17 protein-coding genes are annotated in these 18,132 nt (G+C 73.0%); 4 read left to right on the top strand and 13 right to left on the bottom strand.

Going from position 1 to position 18,132, the window contains the following annotated elements; genetic code table 11:
• Positions 1-24: 24 nt before the first annotated feature.
• Both ACZDYF_RS17785 and ACZDYF_RS17780 read left to right on the top strand, forming a co-directional pair.
• Positions 25-1,323 (top strand): alpha/beta fold hydrolase, encoded by a 1,299-nt coding sequence (locus ACZDYF_RS17785; RefSeq protein ID WP_475060624.1) that lies wholly within the window; start codon positions 25-27, stop codon positions 1,321-1,323.
• A 220-nt stretch (positions 1,324-1,543) separates the two neighbouring features.
• On the top strand, positions 1,544-4,174 hold the full coding sequence (locus tag ACZDYF_RS17780; protein WP_475060621.1) for a helix-turn-helix transcriptional regulator: 2,631 nt from the start codon (positions 1,544-1,546) through the stop codon (positions 4,172-4,174).
• A gap of 57 nt (positions 4,175-4,231) precedes the next feature.
• Here ACZDYF_RS17780 and ACZDYF_RS17775 read toward each other — a convergent pair whose 3' ends face one another.
• The gene (locus tag ACZDYF_RS17775; RefSeq protein ID WP_475060618.1) at positions 4,232-4,831 is read right to left on the bottom strand and encodes a hypothetical protein; all 600 of its coding nucleotides are present in this window, start codon (positions 4,829-4,831) and stop codon (positions 4,232-4,234) included.
• A 386-nt stretch (positions 4,832-5,217) separates the two neighbouring features.
• Between ACZDYF_RS17775 and ACZDYF_RS17770 the strand changes: the two genes are divergently transcribed.
• Positions 5,218-6,174 (top strand): hypothetical protein, encoded by a 957-nt coding sequence (locus ACZDYF_RS17770; RefSeq protein ID WP_475060615.1) that lies wholly within the window; start codon positions 5,218-5,220, stop codon positions 6,172-6,174.
• A 153-nt stretch (positions 6,175-6,327) separates the two neighbouring features.
• Complete coding sequence (locus ACZDYF_RS17765; RefSeq protein WP_475060610.1) at positions 6,328-7,614, top strand: hypothetical protein; 1,287 nt, start codon at positions 6,328-6,330, stop codon at positions 7,612-7,614.
• Positions 7,615-7,712: 98 nt separating this feature from the next.
• Here ACZDYF_RS17765 and csrA read toward each other — a convergent pair whose 3' ends face one another.
• The 12 genes from csrA to ACZDYF_RS17705 form a co-directional block, all read right to left on the bottom strand.
• Positions 7,713-7,970: a carbon storage regulator CsrA gene (gene csrA, locus ACZDYF_RS17760; RefSeq protein WP_307823973.1), complete on the bottom strand. Its 258-nt coding sequence runs from the start codon at positions 7,968-7,970 to the stop codon at positions 7,713-7,715.
• Between the two features lie 49 nt (positions 7,971-8,019).
• Positions 8,020-8,868 carry a hypothetical protein gene (locus ACZDYF_RS17755; protein WP_475060603.1) on the bottom strand — a complete coding sequence of 283 codons (849 nt, stop codon included), beginning with the start codon at positions 8,866-8,868 and terminating at the stop codon, positions 8,020-8,022.
• Complete coding sequence (locus ACZDYF_RS17750) at positions 8,840-10,888, bottom strand: flagellar biosynthesis protein FlhA (RefSeq protein ID WP_475060859.1); 2,049 nt, start codon at positions 10,886-10,888, stop codon at positions 8,840-8,842. Before ACZDYF_RS17750 ends, ACZDYF_RS17755 begins: the two co-directional genes overlap by 29 nt.
• 178 nt (positions 10,889-11,066) lie before the next feature.
• Entirely contained in the window at positions 11,067-12,215 is a 1,149-nt protein-coding gene (locus ACZDYF_RS17745) for an EscU/YscU/HrcU family type III secretion system export apparatus switch protein (protein WP_191791679.1), read from the bottom strand.
• Positions 12,215-12,967 carry a flagellar biosynthetic protein FliR gene (locus ACZDYF_RS17740; protein WP_191791678.1) on the bottom strand — a complete coding sequence of 251 codons (753 nt, stop codon included), beginning with the start codon at positions 12,965-12,967 and terminating at the stop codon, positions 12,215-12,217. Before ACZDYF_RS17740 ends, ACZDYF_RS17745 begins: the two co-directional genes overlap by 1 nt.
• Before the next feature lie 5 nt (positions 12,968-12,972).
• A complete protein-coding gene (gene fliQ / locus ACZDYF_RS17735; RefSeq protein WP_191791677.1) occupies positions 12,973-13,248 on the bottom strand; it encodes a flagellar biosynthesis protein FliQ in 276 nt (91 codons plus the stop codon).
• Between the two features lies 1 nt (position 13,249).
• Positions 13,250-14,098 carry a flagellar type III secretion system pore protein FliP gene (gene fliP / locus ACZDYF_RS17730; protein ID WP_204807823.1) on the bottom strand — a complete coding sequence of 283 codons (849 nt, stop codon included), beginning with the start codon at positions 14,096-14,098 and terminating at the stop codon, positions 13,250-13,252.
• A complete protein-coding gene (locus ACZDYF_RS17725; RefSeq protein ID WP_475060588.1) occupies positions 14,095-14,781 on the bottom strand; it encodes a FliO/MopB family protein in 687 nt (228 codons plus the stop codon). The genes fliP and ACZDYF_RS17725 overlap by 4 nt, the downstream gene beginning before the upstream one ends.
• A 4-nt stretch (positions 14,782-14,785) precedes the next feature.
• Positions 14,786-15,490 (bottom strand): flagellar motor switch protein FliN, encoded by a 705-nt coding sequence (gene fliN, locus ACZDYF_RS17720; protein ID WP_191791674.1) that lies wholly within the window; start codon positions 15,488-15,490, stop codon positions 14,786-14,788.
• A 3-nt stretch (positions 15,491-15,493) separates the two neighbouring features.
• The gene (locus ACZDYF_RS17715; protein ID WP_307823972.1) at positions 15,494-16,393 is read right to left on the bottom strand and encodes a flagellar motor switch protein FliM; all 900 of its coding nucleotides are present in this window, start codon (positions 16,391-16,393) and stop codon (positions 15,494-15,496) included.
• A 61-nt stretch (positions 16,394-16,454) separates the two neighbouring features.
• On the bottom strand, positions 16,455-17,357 hold the full coding sequence (locus ACZDYF_RS17710) for an OmpA/MotB family protein (RefSeq protein ID WP_191791673.1): 903 nt from the start codon (positions 17,355-17,357) through the stop codon (positions 16,455-16,457).
• Positions 17,357-18,130, bottom strand: a complete 774-nt coding sequence (locus tag ACZDYF_RS17705; protein ID WP_191791672.1) for a motility protein A — start codon at positions 18,128-18,130, stop codon at positions 17,357-17,359. The genes ACZDYF_RS17710 and ACZDYF_RS17705 overlap by 1 nt, the downstream gene beginning before the upstream one ends.
• Positions 18,131-18,132 lie beyond the last annotated feature (2 nt).

The following is an 18,132-nucleotide window of genomic DNA, read 5'->3' as shown; positions in this document are numbered from 1 at the left end:
GCATTCGTGGCTAGGCTCATCACCATGACCTCCGTGAGCTACACCCTCCCCGGGATGCACGTGACCGACCACGAGGTCGAGGTCCCCCTCGACTGGTTCGACGAGCAGGACCCGCGCCGGATCACGATCTTCGCGCGCGAGCTCGTCGACCCGGTCCGGCGGCGCGAGGACCTGCCGTTGCTCGTCTTCCTCCAGGGCGGCCCGGGCGGCAAGGGCCCGCGGCCCACCGGCCCCGAGGGATGGGTCGGGACAATGCTCGCGACGCACCGGGTGATCCTGCTCGACCAGCGCGGCACGGGCCGCAGCTCGGCCGTGCGCGGGCGCGCGCTCGCGGGGCTCGGCGACGCCGCCGCGCAGGCCGAGCACCTCACGCACTTCCGCGCGGACTCGATCGTGGCGGACGCCGAGCACCTGCGGCGCACCCTGTTCGGCGGTCGCCGCTGGGAGTCCCTCGGCCAGAGCTACGGCGGGTTCCTCACGCTCACGTACCTCTCGCGCGCCCCCGAGGGCCTAGCGGCCTGCTACGTCACGGGCGGCCTCGCGGGCCTCGAGGCCGACGCGACCGAGGTCTACCGCCGCACGTACCCACGCACCGCGGCCAAGAACGCCCGCTTCGCGGCACGCTACCCCGACGACGTCGCGCTCCTGGGGCGTGTCGCGGACAGGATCGCGGTGGGTGACGTCACGCTGCCCGACGGCGACACGCTGTCGGTGCGCCGGCTCCAGACGCTCGGCATGGACTTCGGCATGAAGCCGGGCTTCGAACGCGTGCACTGGCTGCTCGACGAAGCGTTCGACCACGGCGACGACGACCTGAGCGACACGTTCCTCAGCGAGGTCCGGGACCTCACGTCCTACCGGACGAACCCGCTGTACGCGGTGCTGCACGAGTCGATCTACGCCTCGGGTCGCGGGGCGACCGGCTGGGCCGCCGAGCGCCTGCGTGCCGAGCACCCGCAGTTCGCCCCCGACGCCCGCCCGCTGCTCTTCACGGGCGAGATGATCTACCCCTGGATGTTCGAGGAGATCGCGGGCCTGCGGGACTTCCGCGGCGCGGCCGAGGAGCTGGCGCGCCGCGAGGACTGGACCACGCTGTACGACCTCGACGCGCTCGCTGCCAACGAGGTCCCTGTCGCGGCCGCGGTCTACTACGACGACATGTTCGTCGACGCCCACCTGTCGCTCGACACGGCCTCCCGGGTGGGCAACGTGCAGGCGCTCGTCACGAACGAGTTCGAGCACGACGGGCTGCGGACGGGTGACGTGCTGGAGCGGCTGCTCCCCCTCGTGGACCAGCAGGGAGGGCCGCTCCCCCGCGGCTGACCCCACGCGGGCGTGGTTGCCGGCCGTCCCCCCGATGCGTCCGCGCGCACCGGGCTCCGGGGTGTGTCGCGGACCGCCTACCCCGCGAAAACGCTCGCCGTCACATAAAGTGGCACTCCGGAGAGCGGCGCGGTGCCGGCTCCAGTGCCAGAGGCGACGCAGCCGACGGCAGGCTGCCCAGGCACCTCACCAGGAGAGGGCGGGAGGCAGGATGCCGGTAGTGAGCACGACCCCCGGCAGACTGCACGGCGCTCCGCGACCACCCCACCTCGAGCTCGTGCGTGAACGGCTCGTCGACCGGCTCGACGCCGATGCGGCCCTGCGCGTGGTCCGTGGCCCGTCCGGCGGTGGGAAGACGTCCCTCCTCGCCGAGTGGGCGCGACGACGGGGGGCGGACGGGGTCTGGATCTCGACGAGCCCTGGCGCGACCCGGACCGAGCTCTGGCGCACCGTCGCCCGTCGGGCCACCCAGGCCGGCCTGCTGCGCTCGGAGACCACGACCGGTCTCGACGAGCTGACGACCGCGGCGCTGACGGCACGGCTCGCCGAGGCGTTCCTCACGGTCCCGGGCGAGGTGCTCGTCGTCGTCGACGACTACCAGAACGTCCGGGACGCCGAGGTCCACCAGGACGTCCTCGGGCTGCTGCGCACCTGCCCGAACCTGTCGTTCGCGCTCGCGACGACCACGAGCTCGATGCTCGAGGCGCCCGTCGTCGGCCTCGAGCTGACCCGCACCGTGATCACGGCCGACCAGCTCCCGCTCACGCTCGACGAGACCGCGCGGATGCTGCGTCAGGTCGGCGCGGACCTCGACCCGGCGCAGACGCACGTGAGCACGGGCGGGCAGCCCCTCTACCTGCGGGTCGCGATGCTCGCCGCCGAGCTCGCCGGCTCGCACGGCACCCCCGCCCATGTCCAGGTCGCGGCCGAGCTGCTCCGGGCGGCCGTCGACAAGCAGCTCCAGGGCCCCACCCGGCACCGGCTCGAGCTGTTCCTCGCGCGCTGCGTCGTCCCGGAGATCCTGACCGGAGACCTCGCGGTGGCGCTCACCCTCGATCCCGACGCGCCCGAGCTGCTGTCCGACCTCGAGGCGCGGGGACTCGGCACGTGGGAACGGCGCCCCACGGGTCTCGTCTTCGTCCTCTTCCCCGTCGTGCGGTCCCTCCTCCTGGAGACGTGCCGGCTCGAGGACCCCGAGGCGTCCCGCGTGGTCGAGGCGGCGACGGCCCGGTGGTACCTCCAGCACGGGTACCCGGTCGAAGCCGTCCGGCACGCGGTGACGGCCGGCGACCTGGCGATCGCCTCGGCCGCGGTGTCCCGCTACTGGACCCAGGTCTTCGAGGAGCGCACGATCGCGCACCTCGACGTCCTGCGCGCCGTCCCGGTCGCCGAGCTGCGCCCCTGGCCCCTGCTCGCGGGAGCGCTCGCACGGCACTACGACGCGATCCCCGGCGGGCGGGACGAGGCGATCGAGCTCTACCACGCAGCGCTCGCCGGGCTGCGTTCGGCGCCACGCCCCGCGGCACCGGGCGACCGCGTCGTGCTCGAGGTCCTCGAGAGCCTCGCGCTGCGGTCGACCGGCTCGGCCGAGCGCGCCCTGTACCCGGCGCGCCGCGCGGGGCGCATGCTGGGCGAGCTCCGGGTCACCGAACGACGCTCCATGGCGCGCGACCTGCCGCGGCTGCGCGCCGAGATCGCACGGTCGATGCTCCGTGGCGGCGCGGTGAGCGAGGCGCTCTCGATGCTGGAGGACCTCGGCGACCCGTTGGGGGACCCGCCCGGCGAGCCCCTGGCGCTGCACGGTCTGACGCTGCGTGCGCTCGCCCACGCCGTGCACGGCAACATGCCCGAGGCGCGCCGCGACCTCGCCGTCGTCGAGGCGTCCTCGCACGAGGAGACCACCCCGCGGCGCAGCAAGGACGTCTACCACCTGGCGCACGCGCTCGTACGCATCGAGCGGTTCGACGCACGGGGTGCGCAGGCCCACCTGGACGCCGTGCGTCCCTACCTCTCGACGCTCGAGTCGCGACCGCAGTTCGCGCTGGCGCAGGCCTCGGTCGACCTCCTGACGTTCGAGCCGGCGCTCGGCGCGGAGCGGCTGCGCCGGTACATCGAGTCGGAGCGGGGCAGGCAGCGGATCTCCGCGCGGGACAGCGACCAGCTCGGCTATGCCGGCGGCCTGCTCGACCTCGCCCGTGGTCGGCTGGGCGCGGTGCACGCGACGCTCCGGGGCGCTTCCCCGTCGTCCGAGAACGCCCCGCTCCTGCGCGCCCACCTCGCGCTGCTCACCGAGTCCTGGCAGGTCGCGCGGGACGTCCTGGTCGAGCACACGCCGCCGGTCGACGCGTCGCCGCGCCTGAGGGTCGCGCACTCGCTGCTCCTCGCGGCCGCCCTCGTCAACGGCACCGACGAGTCCCACGCGTGCGACGCGCTCGGAAAGTTCGCGGCCGTCGCCGACGACCGCCAGCTGCTCTTCGCCCTCACGCTCCCGCCCCGGCGGGAGCTCGTCGCGCTCGTCGACCTGGCCGCGCGCAGCAAGGACAGGACGGCGCAGCGGGTGCTCGCCGCCGCAGGTCCGGTCCCCGAGAGGTTCGCCGCGATGGTGGGCTTCCCGCAGGCGCTGACGGACCGCGAGATCGTCGTGCTCGACAGCCTGCGCCGGCACGCCACGGCGGCCGAGATCTCGCTGAGCCTGACCGTCTCGGTCAACACCGTCAAGAGCCAGCTCCGGTCGGTCTACCGCAAGCTGGGGGTGCGCCGACGGGAGGACGCGCTCGCGAAGGGGATCGAGCTCGGGCTCATCGTGGCCGACCACGTCGACCCCGCGTCGGCGCGCGACGACCGGTGGTGACGACGCACGACCGCGGGAGTCCCGACCGACCGTGACGACGCCGTCACACCGGGCGTGTCAGACGAGGTCGTCGACGATCCTGGCCGCAGCCCTCGTCCGCTCGTGCGACTCGCCGTCGTCGATCTGCCGCCCCGCCGCGACGAGAGCCGCGCGGCGGAGCCAGGAGAAGACGACCAGGACGGGGTACGTGTCCTCGCCGACGTAGACGCGGCGGCGCCAGGACGCCCAGGCGACCACACGGGCCAGCACGGGGACCGGGTCGTCGAGCTCGCTGGCCCGGTGCGCGACGTTCTCCCAGCCGTGCTCGGCGTCGCTCATGAGCTGCGCTCCCTCTCGGCCCAGCGGACGCGCGAGCGCTGCGAGTCCGATGTCCTCGCGGATCTCGGTGGCCTCGGTCGGGACGAGGTCCAGCCCGTCGCGGTACGTCCCGAACGCCGCGGGGTCGACATGACGCCAGGGGTCGCCGTCCGGGAGCGAGTCGAGCAGGTCGGTGAGGGCCCCCGCGAGGAGGGTCACCGCGCGCAACCGCTGCTCGCGGGCCTGGGCTCTCATCGCCTCGAGGTCGGCGACACGGTCGTACGGATCGATCAGCGGTTCGACGAGCCCGACGGCCCACGCCGCCCAGGTCGTGTCGTCCCACGGGGCCGGGGTCGTCATCGCCGGCTCGCCCCGGCACGTCGTCGACGACCGCCTGCAGGGAGGCAGGTCCGACCTGGCGAGCACGCGCCACGCGGGTGTACGCCCGAGGAGTGCCTCGTCGCCGAGGACGGTGCGCAGGTCCTGCCGCCCATGCTCCACCTCCTGCTCGTCTGCGTGTCCGCGCCCAGGTCGGCGAGCGATCGCCGACGCGGAAGTGTATCCATCACCGGCACCGGCACAGAAGGGGCGGACGACACGAATCGCCGTCCGCGCGGGTGAATTCTCGACCCCGGGCCCCGGCAAGTCCCAGCATGGCACCACCTATAGCACCAGCGAGGGTGAACTCCGGTGTGAAAACCGTGTTCAGACGTGAAAGTAGTGCGAAGCGGCCGCATGCTGAGGGCATGAACGTGCGGCCCCCATCCGGCACGTGCCCGGACCGGGCGCGTGCAGCGCGCTCCCTGCGTGCCGCAGAGGAGCCGCTCCTCGACGACGACCACGACGCGCCCTCCGACGCCATGCGCTCCGAGGTGGCGCGCATCGTGCAGCTCGGCGACGACACCCGCTACGGCGCGGAAGTATCGACCTTCATCGCCGGCCACCGCGACCACTGGCGACGCATCGCCGCGAGGCTGTGCCGGACCAACTCGGTGCCGGTGACCCAGCACCTCGAGGACGTCGAGGCGATCGTCACGGAGACCGTCTGGGAGATGCTCGAGCGGTCGCGGCAGGACCCGACCTACCTGGCCACCATGCGTTCGTTCCTGGCGATCGTCGTCTACACCGCGCGCCCCAAGGTCCGCTCGTTCGTGGACCACGCGACGGCGCCCGCGTCGGGCATGGTCTCGGCTCAGCGGCGTCGGCGCGAGCTGGCCCGCACCCGCGCCGAGCTCGCCGCGCTGCGCGGCACCGTCCCGACGGTGCAGGAGGCGGTGCAGGCAGCCAACGACAGGCTCGGCGCACACCGCTCCGACGTCGTGCGTCAGGGGATGGTCGTCACAGAGGCCGACGAGCTCGTCCTGTCCGGCACGCTCTCCTTCGACGAGACCCTCGACTCCCCCCGGCTCGTCCAGGACGACCACGACTGCGTGCTGCACCCGGTCGAGGCGCCCACCCTGGTGCGCTCGGTGGTCGACGCCGCACAGGCCGAGAACCCGACACGGGGCAAGGTCGCCGCCCTGTGGATGGCCGAGGCGTACGGCAGCGGACCGCTCCCGGGCCAGGACACCGTCGTGTGGATCTCCCGGACCCTCGGCCTGCCCCGTCGGAGCACCGCGGCCCACATCGACCGGGTCCGCGAGCTGGCTGCCGCCCGCCTGCATGCGATGGGCATCGGTACCGACCTCCTGGAGTCGGCGTGAGCGCGGCCGCCCTCCCGTCTCCTGCGGTTCTGCGCACGGGCACGTCGACCGACGGCACGAGGACCTCGCGCCGGCGGGTACCCGCACCACCGCACGATCGCCGTGACCACGGCCGTACCGACCTGCGTGCCCGTGGGCAGGAGAGAACGCTGCATGTCTGACGCACTTCCTGCGCGTCAACCCCTCGGGGTCGACGCACTTTCCGCCCTCGCCGCCCTGCCCGCACACGCCCGCGAGCACGCCCTCGCCGAGTTCCTGGCCTCCCGTGCGGGTGAGCTCGCCCGCGAAGCACGCCGCGTCGTGCGGACGTACCGGGTCGCTCCCGCCGACCGTGCGGCAGCGCACGACGCGGTGACGACCGCCCAGCAGGCGCTGATGCGCGACGTCGCCACGGGGCGCCGTAGCGTCGACGCCCGGAGCTGGGCCCCCACCGTCCGCGCCGAGTCGGCACGAGCGGTCCGCCGCTCGGCCGCCCAGGGCGCCTACGCCGTCGTTCCCTACCGGCAACGCCTCGCGGCGCAGCGCGCGACCCTGCTCGCGGTGCGTGAGACCGCCGCGGAGGGTGTCCCACCCGCTGCGGACCCACGGCCGGCCGTCGTCGCCCTCGCCTCGGCCGGGGTGCCGTCGGCAGTCCCCCCGACCTCTTCCCTCGTGGGTGGGACCGCTGCAGCGCATGTCGTGAAGGTACCGGTCGAGCACGTGGCCCGCAGGCCCACCGGGCCCGCCGGCACTCCCCGGCACGCCCGCCGACAGGCCCGAGCCGTCCTGGGCAACGGCCTGTCCCCCCGCAAGTCCCTGCGGTGGAGTGCGGCGGCGCTGCTGTCCACCGTCACGATCGTGGTCGGCGCAGCGGTCGCTCCCGCCGAGGAGCGACCCGACGACGGGACGGGCGCGTCGAACGTGACCTTCGTCGACCGGCTCACGATGCCCATCGTCGGCCTGTGGGACAACCTCGTCGGCAACGGCAAGGACAACGGCACGGGCGCCGTCGTACCGGTACCCGTCGAGTCCCCCACCCCGTCCCCTCCTGCGGTGCAGCAGACACCGGCTCCGACGGCCACGCAGGTCCCCGTCGCACCGGCCGTGCCGGCGGTTCCAGCCGCACCCGCCGCACCCACCGCGCCCGTCCCCGGCGGCGGGCCGGGTCGCTCGCAGGCCCCCCAGGACGGCGGTCGGCACGGCAACGGTGGCGGCTGGCGCGACCACGACGACCTCGGGCGCGGACAGTGGCACGAGCGCGACGACGAGGACGACGACCGGGACGACGACGAACGGCGCGGCGACCGGCACGGACGTGACGATCAGCGGGGCCAGGGGCGGGGCGACCGGGACGGCGACCGCGGCGCCGGTCACCGCGACGACCGGTCGCGAGGCCGGGGCCGGGGCCGGAACGTCGGCGAGCGCAGGCACGGCCGGTCGAGCTCGGTCCCGCGCGTCTAGCGCGCGCGGACGACCCGGCACGGCGGCAGCCAGGTCGCGCCGCACGGCTGCCGCGGACTCCTGAGGCCCTGCGGGTGCGTCGGCGCGTCGTCGAGGACTCAGGACGCCGGTCGCAGGGCGAGCAGCGCACGCACCTCGTCGGCGCTCCCGTCGCCCGCGGCGGCTGCACGGTTGCCCTCGGCCACCTGGTCGACGATCTCCGCCCGGTGGATGCGCACGTCACGCGGCGCCTCGATCCCGATCCGCACCCCGTCGCGGCCCGCGGAGACCACCGTCAGGACGATGTCCTCGCCGACGAGGATCCGTTCGCCCACCTTGCGCCCCAGCACCAGCATCGACGTCCTCCTGACGTTCACGACAAGTCGTCCTGACCTTCCGGGAGCACCTATGCGGACCTGCCGTCGGTCAGCCCGCGTCCCATCCCTCGGGCAGCCCGAGGAGCTGGACCGTCTCCGGGGTGCGGGTCAGCGACCTGCCGACCACCACCATGGCGTGCACGTGCACGAGGGCCCGCAGGCCGTCGACCCAGGCCGCGGTGTCCGCGTGCTTGCGCGAGGCGTCGACCACGACCCACACCTGCTCGGGCGCGAGCTCGTCGAGCACCCGGAGACCGTCCACGAGATCCGCGGCGACCCCCACGGCGACCGCGGTCGCCGTGCCGGCGTGCACGCCGCGTGCCCGCGCCTCGGTCGCACCGCGCCGGTCGACGACCCGGTGGGACTCGCCGTCGTGCGCGTGGCCCGCCGAACCCGTGAGGAGGCCGAGGCGCGCGCGCATCGCGCGGGCGACCGGCAGGGCGTCGCCCCCCAGGCCGACGAGCGCGACGAGGTCGCCGGGGGCGGTCGAGGGCCCCACCTGGCTCGGGGCCCGCGCCGGTTCGGGGAGGGCCGTCTCGGCGATCAGCTCGTCGAGCATCGCCGCGAAGTCGTCGCCCCCGGTCGACATCTCGAGGTCCTCCGCCCGTTCCGAATGGGCCGGCTGGAGCCGGTCGGCCTCGTCGGCGTCGTCGAGCAGGGCGGCGATGCCCGCCCGGCGCGCCGCGGGGAAACGGACCGGGTGCTCGGTGGGACGCGACGGGGCAGGGGACGCGACCTCGACCACGGCCTCGTAGTGCTGCCTGCCGAAGAGTCCCTTGATGCCGCCCGTGATGACCCTCTCGGCGGACACGATCCGCACGTCGGGGCCGTGCTCGCGCCGTGCCTCGTCGAGGATGGCCTCCAGGGTGTCACCCGCGAGCCGCAATCGCCGGGGCATCGTTCACCACCCCGACCGTCTCGATGAGGGCGTTGCCCGAGGTCACCTCGGTGTACGAGAGCACCGCCAGGTCGGCGAGCTGCGTCGCCACCAGGCGACGGATCGCCGGGCGCAGCGACGGCGCACAGACCAGGACCACGTCGTGCCCGACCGCGCGAGCGGACTCGGCGACGTCGGCGACCGAGGTGCGGAACGCGTCGAGCCGGGCCGGGTCGACGACGATCACCGTGCCGTGCTCCCCTCCCGGTTGCCTGCCCGCGAGCATTGCCTGCTCGAGCACGGGCGAGATCGTCACGACCCGGATGGTCCCGTCGACCGTGTAGCGCGCCGGGACCGCCGGCCCGAGGGCGGCGCGCGCCGACTCGACGAGGTGCTCCGCGTCGGTCGACCGCTTGGCCGCGAGCGCGAGCGCCTCGTAGATGCGCGGCAGGTCGTTGACGGCCACCCGTTCCTCGAGCAGCCCCTGGAGCACGCGCTGGATCTCGGCGAGGGACAGCAGCGTCGGCGTGAGCTCGTCGACCGCCGAGGGGTTGGTGCGCTTGACCTCGTCGGTCAGCACGCGCACGTCCTCGCGCGAGAGCAGGCGCGCGGCGTTGGCCGAGATGATGGCCGACAGGTGGGTCACGAGCACCGAGACGCGATCGACGACCGTGGCGCCCGCCATCTCGGCGCTGTGCCGCATCTCGACGGGCACCCACTTGCCCTCCATGCCGAACACCGGGTCCACGGTGGCCTGACCGGGCAGCGACGCGAGGTTGTCCCCGAGCGCGAGGACCTTGCCCGCGGGTGCCTGGCCCCGACCCGCCTCGACGCCCGCGATCCGCACGGCGTAGGTCGAGGCGACGAGCTCGATCGAATCGCGCGTGCGCACGGGCGGCACGACGACGCCCAGGTCCATCGCGATCTTGCGCCGCAGGGCGCGCACGCGCCCCAGGAGGTCGTCGTGCGCGCCCGTGACCAGGTCGACGAGGTCGGGGGCCAGCAGGATCTCCAGGGCGTGCACGCGCATCTGCTCGATGAGGTTCTCGGTACCGTCCGTCGAGGCGGCCGCGCCCTTCTCGAGCTGCTCGGCCGCGGCCCGCGCGACCTCGGCCCGCTGCTGGCGCGACTTGATCTGCTGCGCCGCCACGAGGAGGCCGATCCCGAGGACCAGGAACGGCAGCTTGGGCATGCCCTCGATGAGCGCCATGGCGAACGACGCGACGCCCGCGATCGCGATGGCGTGCCGCGACTGGACGAGCTGGCTCGAGGCCTGCGACCCGACGTCGCCCTCGCCCGAGTTGGAGCGGGTCACGATCATGCCGGTCGCGACGGCCATGAGCAGCGCCGGGACCTGCGTGACGAGGCCGTCGCCGATCGTCAGGATCGAGTAGGTGTCGACCGACTCCCCGATCGGCATGCCGTGCATGACGACGCCGATGACGATCCCGCCGACCAGGTTGATGATCGTGATGACGACGCCCGCGATCGCGTCGCCCTTCACGAACTTCGAGGCGCCGTCCATCGCACCGTAGAAGTCCGCCTCCGCGGAGACCTCGGCACGCCGCTCGCGGGCGTCGGTCTCGGAGATGAGGCCCGCGTTGAGGTCGGCGTCGATCGCCATCTGCTTACCGGGCATCGCGTCGAGGGTGAACCGCGCCCCGACCTCGGCGACGCGCTCGGCGCCCTTGGTGATCACGAGGAACTGGATGACCACCAGGATCAGGAACACGACCATGCCGATGACCAGGTTCCCGTTGACCACGACGTGGCCGAACGCGCTGATGACCTCGCCCGCGTACCCGTTGCCCAGCACGAGGCGGGTCGAGGCGACGTTGAGGCCCAGCCGGAAGAGCGTCGCGACGAGCAGCAGCGACGGGAAGACGGAGAAGTCGAGCGGCTTGGTGACGAACATCGACGTCAGCAGGATCACGAGCGAGAGCAGGATGTTGACGATGATGAGCACGTCGAGCATCCCCGCGGGGATCGGCACGACGAGCAGCAGGACGATGCCGACGACGCCGAGGGGCACGGCGATCATGGCGAGGGAGCGGTTCTTCACGCGGAACCCTGGTCCTTCCCGGTCCGGAACGGTGGCAGGTGCTGCCGCGAGGCCCTATGCACGTCGCGCCGACGGCAGCGCGGGTCGGCCTCGCGGTCGGCCTCGCGGTCGGCCTCGCGGTGGGCAACGGCGCGGTCGGTCGGGCACGTCGGTCGCCTCACGCCGTGCGCGCCTCGCCGTCCCCCGCGGCGCCCTCGACCGGCCACTCCCCCGGCGCGATCGCCGGCCGGCCCAGCCGGTGCGGCACGGAGGAGACCGCGGCCCCCCGGCGTGCGAGGGCCATGACGAACGCGAGGACGCGCGCGACGGCCATGTACAGCTCGACCGGGACCTCCTGCCCGACGTCGCAGACCTTGTGGAGGGCGCGCGCGAGCTGGACGTCGCGGACCATCGGCACGCGCGCCTCCTCGGCCTTCTCGCGGATGCGCGCGGCGAGGTGGTCCGCGCCCTTGGCGACGACGCGCGGTGCGGACTTCCCCGCCTCGTAGCGGATCGCGACCGCGACGTGCGTGGGGTTGACGATCACGACGTCGGCGTCCGCGACCGCGGCGAGCATGCGGTTGCGCGACAGGGAGCGCGCCATCGAGCGGCGCTGCGACTTGACCATGGGGTCGCCGTCGCTGTTCTTGTGCTCGTCCTTGAGCTCCTTCTTCGTCATGCGGGTCTTCTTGCGGTTGCGCTTGGCGACGACGAGCACGTCGAGCAGCGCGAGCGAGATCCCCGCCGCGGTCGCCCAGAGCAGCAGCGCCCTGACCCCCGACCCGGCTGCCTCCAGCAGCGACGAGACCGGCAGCCCGCCCGCGGACAGCAGCACGGGCATGAGCGACTGGATCACGACGTACAGCACGACCCCGACCACGGTCGTCTTGAGCAGCGCCTTGACGCCGTTCCACAACGCCTGCGGGCCGAGGATCCGCTTGAACCCGGAGACCGGGTTGAACTGCTGGAACTCACCCCGGAACTTCTTCAGGTGCAGGCCGCCCTGCACGACCGAACCGATGATCGCGGCGAGCGCCACGGCCGCGAGCAGCGCGCCGATCGTGGGCAGGATCGACCCGAGGGCCTCCTGCAGGAGCACGACCGCGACGGCCGGCTCGGGGTTCTCGATCACGGTGCGGATCGAGAGCACCTGCTCGGTCGCGGCACCCGCCGCGTTGCCGAGCGTCAGGGGCAGCAGCGCCCCCGCGACCGCGATCCCGACCCAGGCCGTGAGGTCCTGCGACCGGCCGAGCTGGCCCTTCTCGCGGACCTCCTTCATCTTGCGGTCGGAGGCCTGCTCGGTCCTCTCCTCGGACGTGTCCGCCATCAGCCCACGCCTCCCATCAGCTTCAGGGCCTGCGCCGTGAGCGCGGACAGGGCGTGCGGCAGGGCGATGAGCACCGTCCCGACGAGCGAGAGGGTCAGGAAGATCTTGAGCGGGAAGCCGAGCGCGAACGCGTTGAGCGCGGGGGCGACACGGGTGACCAGGCCCAGTCCGACGTCGGCCAGGAAGAGGACCACGACGATGGGCCCGGCGATCTGGAGACCTGCGACGAACGACCCCGTGAGCGCGTCGACGAACGACCCGGCCGGGACCCCGGCGAACGCCCCCACGGGCACCACGTCGTACGAGCGCGCGAGGCCGAGGATCACGAGCTGGTAGGCGTCCGAGGTGAACATCAGGACGACGGTGGCCAGCGCGAACAGACGCGTGAACTGCGACCCGCTCACGTTCGTCTGCGGGTCGAACGCCATGCCGACCGAGAATCCCCCGAACAGGTCGAGGTGCGAGCCGGCCGCGGTCACGGCCGAGAAGACGATCATGACCATCGTGCCCAGCATGGCGCCCGTCGCCGCCTCGGCGACCACGTGGGCGAAGAACGTCGCCGTGCCCACGGGTTCGTACGTCGGCGCGACCCGGCCCGAGACCACCAGGCCCAGCGAGACCGCGAGGATGGCGCGCACCTGGCGCGGGATGGCCTTGTGGGAGAACGGCGGCGCGAGCAGCATGAACGCGGCCAGGCGGACCCCCGCGAGCAGGGTCGCCTGGAGCCACGCCTGGTCGATGTCGAACGTCACCGACGTCAGCCGCCGCCCAGCAGCGACGGGATGAGGTCGAACATCGAGTGGGTGAACGAGACCAGCTCGCCGATCATCCAGTTCCCGCACACGATGAGCGCGACCGCGACCGCCGCGGCCTTGGGCACGAACGAGAGCGTGACCTCCTGGATCTGGGTCACCGACTGCACGAGCGAGATCGAGAACCCCACCACGAGCGAGGTGATGAGCACGGGGGCCGCGAGCTTCGCGGCGAGGATCATCGCCTGCGTCGCGATGTCGAGGACTGCCGAGGTCTCCATGTCACCCCACCCCGTACGAGCCGATGAGCGAGGTCGTGATGAGCGCCCACCCGTCGACGAGGACGAACAGCAACAGCTTGAACGGCAACGAGATCATGGTGGGCGGGAGCATCATCATGCCCATGCTCATGAGCGCCGCCGCCACGACCAGGTCGATCACGAGGAACGGCACGAAGATCACGAAGCCGATGATGAACGCGGCCCGCAGCTCCGAGATGACGAACGCCGGCACGAGCGTGGTCAGCGGGACGTCGGCCATGGTCGCCGGGTTGTCGAGGTCGGCGGCGCGCGTCATGAGCGCGAGGTCCTCCTCGCGCGTGTGCGCGAGCATGAACTCGCGCAGCGGCACGGAGCCCGCGTCGAGCGCCTGGCTGAACGTCGTGGTGCCCTCGAGGTAGGGCTGGACGGCGGCGTCGTTGATCTCGCCGAACACCGGCCACATGATGAACATCGACAGGAACAGCGCGAGCCCCGCGAGAACCATGTTGGGCGGCACGGTCCCGGTGCCGAGCGCGTTGCGCGTCAGGGACAGCACCACGAAGATCTTCGTGAACGACGTCATCATGAGCAGCAGCGTCGGGGCCAGCGACAGCAGCGTGATGCCCACGAGCGTCACGAGGGACGACGACGGCTCGCCGTTCGGACCGTTGATCTCGACCGAGAAGCTGCTGCCCCCGTCAGGGGCGGTCGGGTCCACCGGCGCGGTGGGCGCCGTGGGGTCGGTCGGGGCGGCGCTCGCGGACGGGGCGAGCAGCACGGTCGCCACGAGGACGAGCGCGACGAGGAGAAGGGCCGCGGCCAGGGCCACGACGCGGCGCGACCCCTGACGCGCCGGGGTGTCGAGGGTCATCGCCGGGGCCCCCACACGGCGCGCGCGGCCTGCCGCCAGGTGTCGACGGCGAGGAGCGAGCGCGCCGCGGCAGGCTCGAGCAGGGCGGTGGGGACGCCCGACGGCGCACCCGCCACCGCGAACACGGTCGCCGCGGGCGCGGGCGCGGGCCCTGCCGGACCGGAGGCCGACGGGTCGGTGGCCTCGTCGTCCGTCGGGACGGTCGTCTCGCCGAGCCAGACGTGCGCGGCGAGGACGGCCTCGTCGAAGGACTGGCTCGGCTCGGCGGGACCGGTGTCCCCGAGCGGGCCTGCCTCCGCTCCACCCACGGGGGCGGCCACGACCTGCGGCCCGGTCGTCGACTTCACCACGTTGAACGGCCCCACGCGCGAGGCCGTCGCTCCGCGCAGCGCGTGCTTGGGGGTCGCGGGGCCGGTCGTCGCGGACGTCGCGGGCGCGGGGCCCTGGTCGATCACCGTGACCGACGACTCGGTGACCCCCAGCAGGTAGCGGGTACCGCCCGAGTCGAGGAGCACGGCGGCGCTCTTCTGGCTCAGCCCCTGACGGGCGACGACGGTGAGCTGCGCGCCACGGCCCGCGGGGGCCGTGCGCCTGCTCCGGTCGGCGACCCGGTACGACAGCCACAGCAGCCCCATGACGACCGCCAAGGAGAAGGCGACGCGCAGCACGGTGGTGACGTCCACGGGCTCAGTCGTCCGCGTCGAGGATCTTGGTGATCCGCACGCCGTAGTCGCCGCCGTCGACGACCACGACCTCTCCCTTGGCGATGGTCCGACCGTTGAGCTGGACGTCGGCGGGCGCACCGGCCGAGCGGTCGAGCTCGACGACGGCGCCGGGCTCGAGGTTGAGCACCTCGCGCACGGGCATGCGCGTGTGCCCGACGACGACCGCGAGCCGCATCTCGACGTTGGAGATGCGCGCGAGCCTGCTGCCCGTCATGGCCTCGTCGGGCAGGCCGCGCAGGGTCTTGCGCGTGCGGACGACGAACCAGCCCGCGGTCGGCCCGCCCCCGGCGGAGAGCTCGAAGACGACGGCCTCCTCGTCCTCGAAGAGCTCGGTCGCGTCGGAGACGCGGACGTCGCCGAGCACACCGACGCCGGTCGTGGCACCGGCCGCCTCGAGCGCCGGGCGCAGGAGGTCGGTCACGTCGAGCGTCGGGGTCTCGGACGCGTCGGCGAGCGAGGACTCGTCGATGAGGGCGAGCGCCATGTCGGTGCCGGTGTCCCCGACGTATGAGGCGACGACGGCGGTCACGGCCTGCGGGCCGACCGGGGCCCCGCCGGAGATCGCGGCCGAGAGCGGCGTGCTCGTGGGGACGAGTTCGACGAGTGCCCGGGCGGCCTCCGCCGCGGCCTCGACGGCCGTGCGGTCGGCGGTGGTGGCGGTGCTCATGTGTCAGTTCTCCTCGGTGGTGACGATGCGGCAGGCGAGGCGGGAGCCGGACGAACCGACGGCGCCGCGCGCCAGGACGTGGCCGTCGACGATGACGTCGAGCGGGCGGGAGCGGTTGTGCGGCAGGCGGATGACGTCGCCGACCGCGAGGTCGACGACCTCGACGGGCGTCATCACCGCGCTCGAGAGCTCGACCGTGACGTCGACCAGGGAACGTGCGAGGTGTCGTCGTGTGCGGGCCGCGGCGTCGGCCGGGTCGTCGGCAGGGTTCGCCTCGCCGAGGTGCGGGAGCAGCGCGATCGCGGGCAGCGCCAGGGTGGCCGTGCACGGTCCGTCTCCGACGCGCAGGTTGAACTCCGCCACGATCATGAGCTCGGCGGTCGGCGCGGCCTGCACGAACTGCGAGTTGTGCTGGATCGACCCGATCTTGAGGGGGGTCTCCAGGAGACGCCCCATCGAGTGCCGCAGGTCGCGGAGCGTCTCCGTGACCAGCGAGGTCACGAGCGCTCGCTCGACGTCGGTGAACTTGCGGTCGATCGCCGGGATGTACGGGCCGGCGCCGAGCATGTGCGCGATCCACGTGAGGGCGTCGGTATGGGGGAACTGCAGCACGGCCCGCGGGTTGATGCCGTCGATCTCGCACACGACGACCGCGGTCGTGACCGGCAGGTCGGCCACGTAGTCGTCGTAGGTGCGCATGGTCACCGCGGCCAGGCTCACCTGGGACACGACCCGGACGCGCGCCGTGAGCTGCGTGCCCCACTGGCGGGCGAAGCTCTCGAACGCCATCTCGAGGATGCGGTGGTGCTCACGCACGAGCGTCGTCGGACGACGGAAGTCGTAGACCTCGACCTTGCGCCGGTCGGCGGGACCCTGGACCCTGACGGGTGTCGTCGTGCTCACGCTGGTCTCCTATGCACGCACGCGCAGCAGAGCCTGCGCGTCGGCGGGAGCCCGTGGTGGGTCAGTCCTGCGCGGTCGCCGCCTCCGCCGCGCTCGCCTGGGCTGCGCGCTGCGCCGCCTCCGCCGCCGGCACGTCCGCCGCGGTGAGGGTGCCGCCGAGCACCTCGGGGATCAGCGCGCGCACGGCCTCGGGCTGGGCGGACAGCACCATGATGTCGACGCGCCGGTTCGTGGCGAGCGCCTCGTCGTGGGTGCCCGCGGCGAGCGGGCGGGCGGACCCGAACCCCACGGCCGCGATCCTGTGCTCGGTGAGTCCGCTGTGCTCGACGAGGTAGCGCAGCACCGAGGTGGCACGCGAGGAGGACAGCTCCCAGTTCGTCGGGTAGCGCGAGCCCACGGTCGCCTTGTAGTCCGCGTTCCCCTCGACCTGGATCTCGTAGGGCGTCGGAGCGAGCACGGGGCCGATGATCGCCAGCACCGCCCCCGCCTCCTCGGTGAGGTCGGCGCTGCCCGGCGAGAAGAACGTGTCGGCCGACACGAGACGGACGGTGAGGCCGCGCTCGTCGATCTCGAACCGCACGGTCTCGGACATGCCGTACGCCTGCAGGTCCTTCGACATCGCGTCGCGCAGCCCGGTCAGGTCGGCGACCTCGGCCAGGGCCCGCTCGAGGTCGGTCTCGACGTCGGCGGGCGGCTCGGTCGCGGGGTTGTCGATGACCGCCTCCACGACGTCGGCGTCCTCGATCGTGCCGAAGCCCGCCGCGAGCGACGACTTGAGCTCCTGGTACTTGTCCTGGTCGACCGAGCTGATCGCGAACAGCACGATGAACAGGCACATGATGACGGTGACCATGTCCATGTAGGACACCATCCAGCGACCGCTGCCGCCCGTGTCGTGCCCTCCACCACCACCGCCACCGCCACCGCCTCGCCTGCTCCGGCCGTGCCCACCGCGCCGGCTCATCAGGCTGCCTTGCCCGGGGGCAGCGACCACTCGGGGACCATGGTCTTGAGGCGTTCGTCGATGACGCGGGCGCGGGCGCCCGCCTGGATCGACATGTACCCCTCGAGCAGCACGTCGAGCCGCTGGATCTCGAGGTCGGAGATGCGCTTGAGCTTGGCGCCGATGGGCAGCCAGATGAAGTTCGCGGACAGGATGCCCCACAGGGTCGCGATGAACGCGGCCGCGATCATGTGCCCGAGCTCTGCGGGGTCGGACAGGTTCTCCAGGACGTGGGTCAGCGAGACGACGGTGCCGACGATGCCGATGGTCGGGGCGTACCCGCCGATCGCGTTGTAGAAGTCGTACGCGACCGCGTCCTCGCGGCTCTTGGTCTCGATCCGTTCCTCGAGCAGGGTGCGCAGCTGGTCCGCGTCGGCACCGTCGGCCAGGGACTGCAGGGCGCTGCGCTGGAACGGGTCGTCGGTCTTCTGCGACTCCGCCTCGAGCGCGAGGAGGCCGCCGTCGTTCTGCACGATCTCGGCAGCGCGCACGACCTCCTCGATCGCGTCCGCCGGGCGGGCGGGCTTGCTCATGAAGGCCCTCGGCAGCGCCTTGACCGCCTGGAGCGCGTCGCGCACCGTGCCCGACGCGACCGCGACGAGGATGCTGGCCCCGAAGACGAGGATGATCGGCGCGGGCAGCAGGATCGACGTGATCTGGGCGCCCTCGAGGAGCACCATCGCGACGAGCGCACCGAACGCGAACAGGATGCCGATGATGGTTGCGGGATCCATGG

It is taken from the genome of Oerskovia sp. PE-21s, from assembly GCF_056158145.1.
This window is presented reverse-complemented; position numbering and strand designations above follow the sequence as displayed.

Coding starts and splice junctions, on each gene's coding strand:
- ACZDYF_RS17785 (WP_475060624.1), top strand. CDS start 25: ATGACCTCCGTGAGCTACACCCTCCCCGGGATGCACGTGACCGACCAC.
- ACZDYF_RS17775 (WP_475060618.1), bottom strand. CDS start 4,831: ATGACGACCCCGGCCCCGTGGGACGACACGACCTGGGCGGCGTGGGCC.
- ACZDYF_RS17770 (WP_475060615.1), top strand. CDS start 5,218: ATGAACGTGCGGCCCCCATCCGGCACGTGCCCGGACCGGGCGCGTGCA.
- ACZDYF_RS17765 (WP_475060610.1), top strand. CDS start 6,328: ATGTCTGACGCACTTCCTGCGCGTCAACCCCTCGGGGTCGACGCACTT.
- ACZDYF_RS17755 (WP_475060603.1), bottom strand. CDS start 8,868: ATGCCCCGGCGATTGCGGCTCGCGGGTGACACCCTGGAGGCCATCCTC.
- ACZDYF_RS17750 (WP_475060859.1), bottom strand. CDS start 10,888: ATGATCGCCGTGCCCCTCGGCGTCGTCGGCATCGTCCTGCTGCTCGTC.
- ACZDYF_RS17745 (WP_191791679.1), bottom strand. CDS start 12,215: ATGGCGGACACGTCCGAGGAGAGGACCGAGCAGGCCTCCGACCGCAAG.
- fliQ (WP_191791677.1), bottom strand. CDS start 13,248: ATGGAGACCTCGGCAGTCCTCGACATCGCGACGCAGGCGATGATCCTC.
- fliP (WP_204807823.1), bottom strand. CDS start 14,098: ATGACCCTCGACACCCCGGCGCGTCAGGGGTCGCGCCGCGTCGTGGCC.
- fliN (WP_191791674.1), bottom strand. CDS start 15,490: ATGAGCACCGCCACCACCGCCGACCGCACGGCCGTCGAGGCCGCGGCG.
- ACZDYF_RS17710 (WP_191791673.1), bottom strand. CDS start 17,357: ATGAGCCGGCGCGGTGGGCACGGCCGGAGCAGGCGAGGCGGTGGCGGT.
- ACZDYF_RS17705 (WP_191791672.1), bottom strand. CDS start 18,130: ATGGATCCCGCAACCATCATCGGCATCCTGTTCGCGTTCGGTGCGCTC.